The sequence below is a fragment of the Leptothoe sp. ISB3NOV94-8A genome, from assembly GCF_043421595.1.
Classification (GTDB): Bacteria; Cyanobacteriota; Cyanobacteriia; order Phormidesmidales; family Phormidesmidaceae; genus Leptothoe; species Leptothoe turfae.
In genome coordinates, this window is record NZ_JAXSQW010000003.1 from 164,651 (window position 1) to 179,755 (window position 15,105).

At 53.5% G+C, this 15,105-nt stretch carries 1 protein-coding gene (running past one end of the window); it reads left to right on the plus strand.

Annotated elements, in window-relative coordinates; translation table 11 throughout:
* Nucleotides 1-14,995 carry the 3' portion of an SDR family NAD(P)-dependent oxidoreductase gene (locus SPB21_RS32920; protein WP_499869265.1) on the plus strand. Its footprint begins 4,034 nt before the window's first position, so only the last 14,995 of its 19,029 coding nucleotides appear in the window; its start codon lies beyond the left edge, outside the window; the stop codon is at nucleotides 14,993-14,995.
* The last annotated feature ends 110 nt before the right edge of the window (nucleotides 14,996-15,105 follow it).

Consider the following 15,105-nt stretch of genomic DNA (forward strand, 5'->3'; position numbering starts at 1 on the left):
CTTGTATGGTGGTCCATCCACCCCCATGGCAACCCAAATGGAGCAGACTGAGGCACAGTCCGACTACCAGGCTGCCGAAACCTCTGCAATGGGTGACGAGGTCTTACGCAGCGAAATCTTACGCACCATTGTTCATACCCTACGCGAAACCCTGGCCGCCGAATTGCACATGGCATTAGGCAAGATAAAAAATGACGTAGCGTTCATTGAAATGGGGCTTGACTCTATCAACAGTGTGACCTGGATGCGCGAAGTCAATCAGCGTTATGGACTGTCCATCCCCGCCACGGAGATTTACAACCACCCCACAATCAATGAACTGGCAAGATATGTGCGGCATGAGGGTAACAAGCTCGGGCTCTTCTTGCCGGATAACAGATTGCCGGATAACAGGCATCTGCCCCAGCCCCAGCCCTCTGCGGTTAGCACCGCCACTGTTGAAACTCCTCGGGTATCTGCGGATACCGAACAAATGGGTGGGTTCGAAACAACGGCGCGATCTCAAACAGTTTCCCGAGACCGTGAGCTAACGCGTCACGACATCGCGGTGATTGGCATGGCCGGTCAGTTTCCAATGGCCCGCGACATCACTACATTTTGGAATAACTTGCTCGAAGGTAAAGACTGTATCTCGGAGGTGCCGCCGACTCGTTGGCCGCTTGAGTCGTATTACGACCTCAACCCAGAGGTACCCGGAAAAACCTATTCCAAATGGATGGGCATGTTGGAAGATGTGGACAAGTTTGATCCACTTTTCTTTAACATTTCTCCCATGGAAGCGGAGGCAATGGATCCACAGCAACGTCTCTTCCTGCAAAGCTGTTGGAGTTGCATCGAAGATGCCGGTTACGATCCGTTAAAGTTGGCGGGCAGCAAGTGTGGAGTCTTTGCGGGGTGTGGACCTGGCGACTATGGTCTGGGTTTCGAGGGCGCAGAAAGGGACGCGTCTACTCTGATGGGAGGATCCATGTCGATTCTGGCGGCCCGCATTTCCTATGTGTTGAATTTGCAGGGGCCTTGCGTGGCCATGGATACGGCCTGTTCGTCATCGCTGGTTGCCATTGCCTCAGCCTGCGATAGTCTGACCCTTGGCAACAGCGATCTTGCCTTTGCGGGCGGTGTTGCCATCATGGCTGGACCTATGATGCACATTATGACCAGCAAGGCTGGCATGCTCTCGCCGGATGGACGCTGTTTCACCTTTGACCAGCGGGCCAACGGCTTTGTGCCGGGTGAAGGAGTCGGCGTTATTCTGTTGAAACGTCTGGAGGACGCCGAAAGGGACGGGGACCGCATCGACGGTGTGATCCGGGGTTGGGGTGTGAACCAGGACGGAAAAACTAATGGAATCACTGCGCCCAATGGCGATGCCCAAACCAGGTTGGAAAAATACGTTTACGATCGCTTTGGACTCAATCCCGACAGTATTCAAATGGTCGAAGCCCATGGTACCGGGACGAAACTGGGCGACCCGATTGAAGTGGCGGGTTTGAAAAAGTCTTTCCAAGACTACACGAGTCGCAAGCGTTATTGTGCTCTCGGCTCGGTTAAAAGCAACGTTGGTCATCTACTTGCAGCCGCGGGTATTGCTGGTGCGATCAAATCGATACTGGCTTTGAAATACCGAAAACTCCCTCCGACCATACATTTCGAAGCACTTAATGAGCACATCGATCTGGAAAATTCTCCGTTTTACGTGAATACCTCCTGTCGGAATTGGGAGATTAAGGACGGTGAAGTGCGTCGCGCTGCGGTGAGCGGGTTTGGATTCAGCGGCACGAATGCTCATGTGGTGTTCGAAGAGTATGTGCCGTCTTTCCAAAAGGACACAACCAACGCACCCCTGGCACCAGCTGTCATTCTGCTATCAGCCAAGAATCGCGATCGGCTCAGGGCAATCGGCGAGAATTTACTGCACTACATGGACAGCCAATTCAAGGCGTCCGGGTGCAGTTTGCACGACCTGGCGTATACGCTCCAAATCGGTCGTGCTGCGATGACTGAACGTTTAGCCTTCGTTGCCAAATCAGAGGCGGCGCTGAAGACAATGCTTCAACGCTACCTTTCCGGAGACGATGTGGTTGGGCTTTTCCGAGGGCATCTGCAACGTGATCAGGATGCGTTGTCACGGCTTGCTGCCGACGGTGCCATGCAAGAATTGGTCGCAAAATGGATGGCACAGGAGGATTATGCCAAACTGATGGAACTCTGGGTCGATGGCCTTGACATCGATTGGCAATGCCTACACACAGGGAAACAGCGACGCCGTGTTTCCCTGCCGACGTATCCCTTTGCACGGGAGCATTATTGGCGGCAGCCTACTGTTGCCATGCCAGGGGATGAAACCGTTAGCACCTCAAGGGTGCTCCCTATACTTGCAAGCTCAGGGCTGACTCCTTCTCTGGCCTCTTCGACGTTGTTGTGTCGACCAGTGTGGAAAGCGGCGGCGGTTTCTGTCGATGAGCATACTACTGAAAACACTACTGAACCCTTTATCCGCCATGTGATCTTGCTGTGTGGCAGTTTTGAGTCCCAGGCGGCGGCTATTGAGTCTGGTTTACCGGGGGCGCGTTGCACTGTTTTACACTGTGATGCGACTGACATTGCGGTCCGCTTTGGGGATGTCAGTTGCCAGGTGTTTGAAACCATCAAGTCCCTACTGCTTGAAAAAGCTGAGGGTAAAACCTTGGTCCAGGTGCTGATTGACAGCCAGGGTGAGGGGCAGATTTTGGCCGGTCTTGCAGGACTGCTGCAAACGGCGACCCTTGAAAATCCTGCCATGTTTGGTCAGGTGATCGAATTACAGCCAGATGGCGATCCGGTGACCACCTTGTTGGAAAATCATGCGCAAGCAGAGGATGTACGGATCCGCTATGTCGATGGCAACCGCATGGTGCTCACCTTCGAAGAGCTGACTGATGTGTCTGAGGAGCCATCACGATGCTGGCAGGATGAGGGCGTTTACCTAATTACTGGCGGTGCTGGAGAACTGGCCGCGTTGTTTGCTGAGGAAATCGTTTCCAGGGTTGCGACTCCCAGTATCATTCTGGTCGGTCGGTCGGTGCTCAATGATCCAATGCAAGCTCGGTTGGACCGGCTGTCAACTGCAGGTGCCCGTGTGGACTATCGGCAGGTCGATGTGGCAGACGAGACTGCCGTAACAGACTTAATGAAAAGCATTCGACGTGATTTTGGACGGTTGGATGGCGTGTTGCATGCCGCTGGCATGATTCGTGACAACTTTGTAACGAAAAAAACAACTGCCGAATTCAAAACTGTTTTGGCAGCCAAAGTGGAGGGGACCGTGCTGTTGGAGCGTGCTTCCCGAGAGTTAGCTCCCAAGCTGATTGTTCTTTTCTCGTCTTGCTCTGGGGTAACCGGTAACCTGGGTCAGGCAGACTATGCTGCTGCTAATGCCTTTATGGATGCGTTTGCCCATGGGCATGGGCTCCAGCATGGAGCGAATGCTCGCCCGACCCGGATCGTTTCTGTCAATTGGCCCCTCTGGAATTCCGGGGGGATGAGGGTGGATGATGCCACTTTGGCAGCCATGCATGAAAGGACGGGATCTATCCCTTTGGAGAGCGACGCGGGTCTGAAAGCCTTTTATCAAATAATTGCCAGTGGACTTACCCAGGTCATGATTCTGTCCGGAGAAACAAAGCGTCTCCGTCAGGTCATCTTGTCAGGGAATTCAAAACAGTCCGCCAATGATGTCCTGGAATCAGCGGCGGCTGTGGACGAACAGGAACTTTGCGATCGCACATTAGATCAGGTGAAATCTCTGCTGGGTGAAACCATCAATCTTGCTAAAGACCGGATTGATGAGTATGAACCGCTTGAAAGTTACGGCATCGATTCAATTCTGGTGACCCAACTCAACCTGAAACTGGGGCGTGTTTTCCCAGAGGTTTCCCAGACCTTACTCTTTGAGATCCGTAATCTGCGGGATCTTACCGATCATTTAGTCGATACGTTTCGCCTGGACTGTATCCGCTGGACAGGTTTGGACACGGTAATGGCACCTGTGACTCGACCAACCACAACCCGTAATGCCAAGGACGTCGGACCTTCGGCTGAGGATGTGAACCGAGTCGGCAACAACGCAGATTCCTCACTTGTAGGCAATGGCCCCCGTCAGTCGATTCAGGAGCCGATCGCCATCATTGGCATCAGCGGTCGTTATCCCCAAGCTGATTCCCTTGACACTTATTGGGAGAACTTGAAAACCGGCAAAGACTGTATCACTGAAATTCCCGAGGAACGCTGGTCCCTGGACGGGTTTTACCATCCGGATCCACAGCAGGCGGTGGCCCAGGGCCTGAGCTACAGCAAATGGGGGGGATTTTTAAACGGGTTCGCCGACTTCGATCCGCTGTTCTTCAACATCTCGCCCCTCGAAGCAATGGGCATAGATCCCCAGGAACGTCTATTTTTGCAGGCGGCCTGGGAGGCGGTCGAATCGGCAGGGTACTCACGAGCAAGACTGGCCCAGACCGTGGATGGCAATGTTGGTGTGTTTGCTGGCATTACCAAGACAGGATTTGATCGATATGCACGGGATTGGGCAAACCAGGGGGAAACCGCAGTGCCCAATACATCGTTCGGTTCAGTTGCCAATCGCGTCTCGTATTTGCTGAATCTCCACGGCCCCAGTATGCCGATCGACACGATGTGTTCCTCCTCTCTGACTGCCATCCATGAGGCCTGTCAGCACTTGCGTCAGGGGGATTGTGCCATGGCTCTGGCAGGTGGCGTTAATCTGTATCTCCATCCGTCCTCCTACGTGGGTCTATGTGCCCAATATATGCTGTCTAAAACTGGGCAATGTCGAAGTTTTGGAGACGGCAGCAATGGTTTTGTTCCAGGCGAAGGCGTCGGCGTAGTATTGTTGAAACCCTTGTCTGATGCTCTAGCGGACGGCGATCCTATTCATGCCGTCATTCGGGCCACCCAGGTTAATCATGGCGGTAAGACCAATGGCTATACCGTCCCCAACCCCAAAGCCCAAAGCGAGCTGATCAGACAGGCGCTGGACAATGCTGGTATTGATGCTCGCAGCGTCAGTTATGTGGAGGCCCATGGCACGGGTACGGAGTTGGGCGATCCCATTGAGGTGACCGGCCTGACCCAGGCGTTTCAAACGGATACTACAGACACCGGTTACTGTGCCTTGGGTTCGGTTAAGTCAAACATCGGTCACTTGGAGGCCGCTGCCGGGATTGCAGCGTTAACCAAGGTGGTTCTGCAGATGCGACACGGCGAACTGACGCCCAGTTTGCATGCAGAAACCTTGAATCCTAAGATCCCATTTCCAAAGACTCCGTTTAAGGTGCAGGTGCAGCCGGAGCCATGGGAACGGCCCCAGTTAAGGCTCGATGGTCCATTGAAAGAATATCCCTATGTGGCTGGCATCTCGTCGTTTGGAGCGGGTGGTTCTAACGCCCACGTGATCCTGGCTGAGCCCCCCAACAGAGTTGCGATCGCTAACGACGACGACAACAACGATCCTGTGATCATCGTCCTTTCTGCCAAAACGGAGGACAGTCTCTCCGCCTATGTCGAAAAGTTGTTGCACTTTTTGAGTCGGGCTGATGCTTCTGAGTTTCCGGCGTTACGCGATATCGCCTTCACGCTGCAAACGGGGCGTGATCCGATGGAGGAGCGGGTTGGTTTTATTGCCCGCACCAGGCACGAGCTGATCGAAAAGCTCCAGGGCTTTCTTGCTGTCGGGCCAGATCAGGTGAAGGACTGCGTGCGTGACTGTGTCGCTCGCGGCCACGATAGTTTGACACGACTTGCCCATGACGAGGACGCCCAGGAGATGATCCGAGCTTGGCACAGCAAGCGAAAGCTGTCTAAACTTCTGGATTTGTGGGTCAAGGGGATGCCCATAGACTGGGAGCAGCTCTATGGGCATCCCCGTCCAAACCGGGTCGTATTGCCCACCTATCCATTTCAGCAGGAACCCTATTGGATTCGCGTGGGTGTCTCCAAAGCTAATGAACGACAGAGTGTGCAGCCCCTGCATCCCCTGCTTCATCAGAATACGTCGGACCTGGATGGATTACGCTTCAGTTCAGTGTTCTTAGCCGACGCGCCCTATGTCGCAGACCATGTTGTGGGCGGTCAAAAGCTCCTGCCGGGCGTAGCCTGTTTGGAAATGGCACGGGCGGCGGTGGAGCAGATCAGCGGCCCATGTGAAGGTTTGTCAGTTCGGTCGATCAACCATGTTGTTTGGGCTCGACCAATTGTTGTGGCGGAGCGTCCACAAACTTTGCATGTCGGCCTTTTGGATGAAGGGGAGGGCAAGGTACGGTTCGAAATCTACTCGTCATTGACGGATGATTCTCCTGTGCTGCATGGCCAGGGGGTTGCCATGCTCCAGGCTGTGAAGATGGAATCTGAGACGCCTGTGCTGGACTTGGATAGGCTCAAGGCGGCAGTTGTTAACGCGCCGCGATTCGATGCCGCCCAGTGCTATGCCACATTCCAATCCATGGGGGTGAACTACGGACCATCCCATCAAAGCCTGGTGGAACTGTTTGCTGACAGCAAGCACGTGTTGGCATGGCTGCAACTGCCTGATGCGGCATTAGCAACCAGCGACGCCTATCTACTGCATCCCAGTCTCTTAGACGGCGCGCTCCAGGCGGCGATTGGCTTGGCACTACAGGGGGGGCAGACGGTTGTCGCTGACAACCTGGCGGCAACCGTACCGTTTGCCCTGGATGAATTGCAGATCTTCGCCCCATGGGTGAACGACATGTGGGTCTGGATTCAGGTGAGTGAAGCGACATCCCCGTCAGCAGGAGGGCAGAAACTTGATTTCGAGCTGTGCGATGCCCATGGGCAGGTGTGCATTCGCATGAAAGGATTCACATTTCGCCCATTACCATCCGGTTCTTCTCACCCAGACGCAGCGAGTAGCCTGCTGCTTGCCTATCCTGAATGGCGCGAGCAATCCGTTATGGCTGCGGATCCCTCACCTAATTTTGAGCACCGTCATCTCCTGGTCTATGGCGTTGATGGGCTATCCGACGACGTTGTTCACGCTAAGTTACCAGGGGTTGCATGGCAACAGTTGCCGTTTGACCAAGACGATGTCGCAGCTGCTTTTGCAGGGGTCTCTACGCAAGTCTTTCGTTTAACGCAGGAGTTGTTGGCTAAGAAACCCACCCGTAGGGTGCTAGTGCAAATCTTGATTCCGTCCAAAGGGACAGGCAACCTGTTCAGTGGACTCGCGGGCTTGCTGCACACGGCTCGGTTAGAGAATCCCCTGTTTGCGGGTCAAGTGATTGAGGTCGATGTTCGAACATCGGCAGACACGTTGGTGCAGATTTTGGCTGAGAATGCCACTGGTCTGGAGGATGTCAGGATCCGATATGAGCGGGGTGTCCGGCGGACGATACATTGGTGCGAATTTGCATCGCCGATGCCGACAAAACTATCGACTGTACCCTGGAAATCTGGAGGTGTTTATTGGATCACGGGGGGCATGGGCGGTCTGGGACGCCTCTTTGCCAAATATATTGCCACCGAAACGCAGGATGTCACGCTGATATTGACAGGCCGATCAGCCTTGGCTGCCGAGCAACGAGAATGGCTTGAAACCTTGAATGCCAATGGTGCCCGTGTGGACTATCGGCAGGCCGACATCAGCCTGGAAGCAGACGTTGAACGCCTGGCCCAGGAGATCGTCAGGGATTATGTGAAAATCGACGGTATTCTTCACGCGGCAGGGGTTTTACAGGACGCGTTCATACTTCAGAAACCGGTTGATGAGTTTCAAGAAGTCCTGTCCCCTAAGGTTGCCGGAGCCTGGAATCTGGATCGGGCAACGAGGCAACTGGATCTGGATTTCTTTGCTCTGTTTGCAGCGGGTGCGGGATTACTCGGCAATCCGGGCCAAAGTGATTACGCAACGGCCAACGCATTTTTAGACACCTTTGCCCATTTCCGCAACGGGCGTGTTGAGCGCGGTGAGCGGAGTGGACGTACCGTCAGCATCGATTGGCCACTTTGGCAGGACGGTGGCATGAAGATGGCCGCCGCTGCCCAAGCGACGATGACAGATAAGCTGGGATTAACTTCCATGGCATCTGTGGTTGGGCTAGAGGCGTTTGAATGCATATTGGCATCGGGCAAAGGCCAGATGATGCCATTAACAGGCGACCTGTCACGGTTGCGATCGCTGCTTAAAGTTTCTGTTGAACCCGACAGGACCTTGGTTGAGGTTGACCATGGGTCGACAGCCAGGGTCGATGAATATTCTGAGCCAGAAGCGGTAGCCATCGATTACTTAAGACAATTGATTACCTCCGCACTCCATATACCGCCCCATCGCTTACGTCCGGATGAGTCATTTTCACAATTTGGCATTGATTCGATTGTGGTGATGAACCTGACCAATCAACTGGAGGAAACCTTCGGATCATTACCAAAGACACTCTTTTTCGAATATGACAACATTGGTTCGCTGGCACGATATTTTGTTGAAACCCATAGGGCAAAACTGACATCGGTCATTCGCGGAGACCGAATGGCAAAGGGCAGGACACAGGCGGCAACTACCGAGCCGTTGACAGCACTGACAACAACCGTCCCCATAGCGAACAGTATGTTGCGAACTCGACGGCATCGCTCCGCTGTGCAGGACACTAAACCTCAGGAAGCTCTTTCAAGCCGTGCCCTTGACATCGCTATTATTGGGTTGTCCGGGCGTTATCCCATGGCAGCCGATTTGAAAGCGTTCTGGGCCAATCTGCGGGACGGTCGCGATTGCATCACAGAAGTACCGCCTGACCGTTGGAACTGGAGGGACTATTACTCTGACGAATCCGGTAATGGTGCTGGCCACAGCAGTAAATGGGGAGGGTTCATCGACGATGTGGACAAGTTTGATCCCCAGTTTTTCAACATCTCGCCCAGGGTTGCTCCATTCATCGATCCGCAGGAACGGCTGATTCTAGAGGAGACCTGGAAGGCACTAGAGGATGCTGGATATCGTCCCCAGGATCTTCAAGCAAAGCTTGGTGAGGATACGGTTTCACCGGTCGGTGTCTATATCGGTTCGATGTATGGCGAATATCAGTTGCTGGGTGCAGAGTCGACGATGGTCGGTAAACCCGCAGCTTTTGCGGGCAATTTGGCCAGTATTGCCAATCGAGTCTCCTACGTCCTTAATCTCAACGGCCCCAGCATGATTGTGGACACGATGTGTTCCAGTTCACTCACTTGTGTGCACCTGGCTTGTCAGGATCTAAAGTCAGGTCGGACTGACCTGGGCATTGCTGGCGGGGTCAATCTCACCGTCCATCCCAATAAGTATCTGATGCTCAGTGGCGGTCAGTTTATTTCCACCCAGGGTCGATGCGAAAGCTTTGGCGAGGGCGGTGATGGTTATATCCCCAGTGAGGGTGTTGGCGTCGTATTGTTGAAACGTTTGGCTGATGCCCAGCGCGACGGAGACCACATTTACGGCGTGATCAAGGGCAGCGCTTTGAATCACGGTGGTCGCACCAACGGCTATAGCGTGCCGAACCCTAACGCGCAGAAGCGAGTGATTGTTCAAGCCCTAAACGAAGCGGGCATTGACCCCAGAGCCGTTAGCTACATTGAGGCCCATGGCACCGGAACTAAGCTTGGAGATCCAATTGAAATTGCAGGGTTGACCAAGGCATTTGGTCTGGAGCCTAACAATAGGCAATGTTGGATCGGGTCGGCAAAATCTAACATTGGCCATTGCGAGGCGGCGGCGGGTATTGCTGGCCTGACCAAGGTGTTATTGCAAATGCAGCATCAACAAATTGTGCCGTCGATTCACTCCAGTGTCCTGAATCCCCATATCGATTTTGCATCCACGCCCTTTGTCGTTAATCAGGAATTGCGCGATTGGCAGCCTGCCAATATTGACGGCAGGCCGATGAAGCGCATTGCTGGCATCTCATCTTTTGGTGCTGGCGGGTCTAATGCCCACCTGGTAATCGAAGAAGCCCCCAACGTATCCATTTCGCAACCGCTGGAGGATACCCCGAACGCGAATTTCAAGGCCGGTCAGCCTCCACGCGCCCTCATCTTGCTCTCGGCCAGAAGCGAGGAACAACTGCGCCAAGCGGCTCGCAACCTACGCGATTTTGTGACTGATCCATCACGCGCCTCCGATACTCAATTACATGACATCGCCTACACGCTACAGGTAGGACGGGAACCTATGACGGAGCGTTTAGGTTTCGTGGTGGATTCCATGGGGGAGTTACGGGACCAACTTGAGATGTTTCTCAATAGTGCTTTGCCCGTGGAGGGACAGCTTCGTGGCCGCGACGATCAGCAATTGTCGGATGGCTTCAAATCCTTGTCATCAAATTCGGATAGTAACGCCATGGTTGATCGCTTCGCTGGGGGGGGCGATGGGCAAGAAATCCTTCAACTTTGGGTTTGCGGACATGAATTTGACTGGACTAGACTCCACCGTGCCATCAGCCCAAGCCCCCGACGTATCAGCCTGCCGACGAGCCCTTTTACCCACCGTCGATATTGGGTTGAAAGACCCGGCACTCCATCTGGTGGTCCATGGCCAATGGCCGCCCAAGTCGCTATTCCACCGCGAACGGCACCATCACCAATGGCCGAGTTGACTGGACTTTCCCAACCATTGGCCACCCTTGATGGTATGGAGTCCCGCTTCATGACGGCGATGCCGAACAAGCCTAATCAACTCGTCGAATTGACGCCGTTATCGACTAATCCACAATTCTCCAGGAACGTTGTGTCCAGCGAGCAGTTGGCGACCGATGATGCCGAACCTATTAGACCGGCTGAATCTATCAGTGAGCCGGTCGCGGCACCACGTTCAGTGGCACCTCCATCGGAGCGTTCAGTGACTGAGCTTGAATCCCTCCAGAAAAAGCTGCTGACCAGTCTGGCTGAAACACTCTTTATGGGAGTGGATGAAATCGGGCTAGACAAGCCATTCATGGACTTGGGGCTTGATTCGATTGTGGCGGCGGAATGGATTCGGTATATCAACCAAGAGTTTGGTTTGGACATAGCGGCAGCAATCGTCTATGAGCATGGAACCCTTCGAAAGTTTACGGCATTCCTTGATAATGAAATAAGCGACCTGAGCCCTTCGGTGTCCCCGTCACCCGTACCGTTGGCCGAACCAATGCCAGTTACCAGCCGCGAGACAGAGCCTATCGATGCAGCTGTTTTGGGGCAGCCCAGCGTGGTTCAGTCCCATGAATCAGAGACAGCGGCACCAGATTCTTTTACGGTCAACTCAGCGCATCATCGTTTGGAAACCTCCCATAAGCAGACGAGCGATATTGCCATTGTCGGCATGTCAGGGCGGTTTCCCGGTGGACCGGATCTGGATGCGTTCTGGCACCTGATTGAAAGGGGAGAAACTGCATTCTCTCCCCTTCCACGGGATCGAGATTGGGATTTGGAGGGGATTTATCACTCGACTCCGCACCCCAACAAAACCTACGTGCGCCGTGGAGGGTTTCTGCAGGGTATCGACTGCTTCGATCCATTGTTTTTTGAGATTTCGCCCAAAGAGGCGATGACGATGGATCCATGTGAACGTTTGTTTCTGGAGGAATCATGGCGGGCGATTGAGGATGCCGGTATTGACCCCAAGAGTCTTTCTGGGTGTCGATGGGGTGTGTTTTGCGGCAACGGCGGTGATTACTCGCTGCGGCTAAAAGAGGTCTTGGGATTCTCGCCCCATGTTACCCTCTCCCAGGTTCCAGCCCGAGTTGCACACTGTCTGGACTTGAATGGACCTTGCCAATCGGTGGATGCTGGCTGCGCCTCTTCCCTCCTGGCGATTGCACAAGCTTGCGATCAACTGGTGATGCACCGATGTGAAGCCGCGATCGCAGGCGGGGCATTGCTCCACTCAACCCCCAATCTTCTGATCAGTGCTTGTCAGATCGAGCTGCTTTCAGCGGCTGAGACCGGTCACGCATTGGACGCGCAGGCTAACGGCATGATGCCCGCTGAAGCAGTCAGTGTCGTTGTTTTGAAGCGGTTGGCCGACGCGTTAGCTGATGGGGACCGCATTCACGGTGTAATTGAGGGTTGGGGCAGTAACCATAATGGCAAGACAAATGGCATGGTTACCCCAAACGCAGATGCTGAGGTGGCTTTATTGGAAGACGTCTATACTCGCTTCGGCATTGATCCTCAAACCGTTACGCTCATGGAGGCTAATGCGTCCGGTATGCCGTTGGCGGACACAGTTGAGGCTCACGCTCTGACTCGTATTTTTGGAGGCGCTACTACGAAACGCCAGCAGCCTTGTGTTCTGGGGACGGTAGAAAATAATGTCGGGCATGCGTTTCATGCTTCGGGCATGAGCCACCTCATGAAGACGTTACTCGCGATGCGGTATCAGCGAATTCCAGGCACGCCAAACGTGCGAAGACCATCAGACTCATTAGACCTGGAGAATAGCCCCTTCTCGATTATCCAAGAAACCCTCCCTTGGGAGGTTGAACCTGGGCAGTTACGCAGAGCAGCCATCAATTCGTTTGGAGCCACCGGAACCAACGTGCATTTGGTACTTTCTGAATCTCCTGCGGTGGCAGCGGCGGCAGAGCCAATTTCAGTTCGCAGTGGGCCTGTGCTGATTCCGTTGTCTGCTCGCACTGCTTCTGGCCTGCGGCAGCGATGTTGCGATCTTCAGCATTGGCTGGATTCATTCTCAGAGGGTCTGAACTGTGATTTGCAACGTCTCTCCGCAAACCTATTGATGTACCGGTCGCACTTTGAGGAACGCTGTGCCATTGTGGTCAGCGATGTTGCCACGTTGCGAACACAGTTATCTCGCATCGGCGATGGCCATCCGATCGAAAAGGGCTTTCTTGGCAGGGTGGACGCCTCCAGTCCTTTGAGTCCTGCCTTGTCCACACTTGCGGCTGCCACCATTAAAGGCCTCCAGGCACCGTTGCAACCAACGGAAGAAGACCTAATAGTCCTGGCGGATCTCTATACGAAAGGCGTTAACCTGGACATGTCAGCTTGTTTTACAGCGGCAGAGCAGGCTGTCTTGTCACTACCTGGATATCCATTTGAAAAACGTCGATGTTGGGTATCCGGCACCGGCTCAGGCGAAACATCCCAGGGTGTACAGAAGATTACAAAATCCAAGCCTACAGCTGAGATTGTTGAGCATCTAAAAGTTTTTGTGGGTGAGTTGACCGGCCTGTCACCGGATGAGATTGAGAGTGGAAAACCGCTTAGTGCTTACGGTGTGGACTCATTGATAGGCATGCGTTTACTAAATCGAATTAATGCCTTCTCTAGCGAGGACTTCGATGCATCACTTTTGCAGAATAGCAGCCTAGATGAAATGGCGGCGACAATTCAGACAGGATCTCAATGGAATGGTGACGAAGTACCCTCAAGCCTATCACCCTTACGGACTTCGGGCATTGAGCGACCTTGCCCGGCATTTATTGAGCGGCTAGAGTTGGCGATTTCACCTGGAACGGAGGTGATAAACACCGGCAACGGTGAGGCCCAGTTAGAACATTTAATACAACATGGGGTCGGTGTCTGGTCAGTGAATGGACGGCTATGCTTCGAGTTCCTCAAGGGCACGCAAACGCGCGAGTCGGTTCAAAGTCTCTTGAGTCATCCTCGCTCACTGCTGTCGCTACTCACGGAAGGTGTTGGCTATTATCCGACCAGTCAAATGCAGCGATTTGCACTGGATGCCTCTGAAGTTCACGGGAAGACCGCTCTCAATATTGGCCAGGCATTTTGGATCGATAGTCCTGTCAATATGGAATTGCTCCGCCGGGCTTTCAACGAGATGACGCAACATCATGCCATTTTACGCACTGGCATTCGACGCGCAGGCGAGCAATGGGTTCAAGTTGTGTACGAGAGAAACGAAGTCGACTGTCAGGAAGAGCTTTGGCCTGATGTCGAAGATCAAGCAACCTTCCTTGACGCTCTAGAGACATTTCAGCTAGAGCAGATTGGTGCAGGGTTTGATGCTGCTCAGACAACCTTGCTAGACCTGTTCGTGGTACATAACGGGAAGGATTTGGGGGCAATCTATTTCCAAACGCATCATTTTCATGCCGATGGATTCACGTTATTCCTCCTTCAGCAGGAACTGTATCAGCGGTATCGAGCTCTGGTGGAAGGAGCAGATTGGACACCTCCCACACTGCGAGCTGAATATGCGCACTTTTCGCTCTCTCTATTTGAGTCGGCTAATGCCGAGAATACGCAATTTTGGCAGGACTACCTGAACAGACAAGCCCATGGGCCAATGTTGCGGGACCGGGCGGAGTATTTAGAAAGCGTATCCCCGAAAGCTGGTGTCTTAACCATCGATACTTCGATAGACCTCTTGGACGGTGCCCGACGATTCAGGGTCACCCTGACACAAATGGTCGCCTGTGCGGTTGGCGTGCTCATGTACCGCCTGACGGGGCAAAATATGGTAGTGCAAATGGTTTACAATTTGCGCGATCGCTACGAGTTTGAGAATGTTTTCGGAGACTTTTCATCATCGGCACCCTTAACGCTGGATATCCAATCAACCATGACGCTCCGTGATGTCTTTGCATGCTATAGCCAGACATCCTTGGAACTCCAGATGCACAAGCGATTTGATTTCATGGACGTGATTGGTCAGTTGGGTAGCTCAGGAAAGTGGAGTGGTATCTCCATCGACAGCAATGATCGAGACGCCCTCTGTCAGGTAACGGACTTTGCCGAGCGAATGATTGACATGCCGCTGGAGGAGCGTGACCCTGTTGGCCCCTTGGTCGTATGTCTAGTGAAAACGGCAGGACAACTAACTCTGCAGCTTTTGTACGACAAAACCCTGTTGTCGTCTCACACCATCGAATTGTTTGGTGAAGCCATGCAAAACCTGCTGGTGAAGATGATAAACGAACCGGAGTTTCGGGTTCTAGATTTCCAACCCTCGCCCGAATTACTACAGAGATTAGACCTACAGCTTTAGGGTTATTGGTAGGTAAGCGTCCCCTGAGCGAAGTCGAAGGGGATGCTGGCTAGGAGTGTTGGCCTAACTCCGAAGGAGACTAACTCCGAAGGAGACGCTTCGCTCAGCCA